Origin of the sequence: Streptomyces sp. P17, from assembly GCF_032436805.1 — a bacterium.
Lineage (GTDB): Bacteria > Actinomycetota > Actinomycetes > Streptomycetales > Streptomycetaceae > Streptomyces.
Window position 1 is genome coordinate 1 of the sequence record NZ_JAVRBF010000838.1, and the last position, 271, is coordinate 271.

Below are 271 nucleotides of genomic sequence, written 5' to 3' on the forward strand. Positions count from 1 at the left end.
CGATGGTGCGCGACGTATCGGCCGGTGAAGCACGCACCATCGTGTCCGGCGTCGTCGTGCTCGCATAGCTTTCGGTCGCTATCTTGATCCCCCCGCGCGGGCCGTCGAGTGCGGGGAAGCCGTAGACGCCGCCGCGCCCGCCCGGCAGGTCCCAGATGAAGATCGGAAACCGGTCTGGCGCGAACGCGGCCGCATTCTCGACGTCGAACCAGAACTGGACCTGGCGATAGACCTTGAACAGCCAGGCGATGTTGGGCGGCAGCAGCGACGG

General features: G+C 67.2%; 1 pseudogene. It reads right to left on the bottom strand.

Annotation, left to right across the window (positions count from 1 at the left end):
• Positions 1 to 271: pseudogene (locus RMT89_RS43160) on the bottom strand (hypothetical protein); the annotation flags it as partial.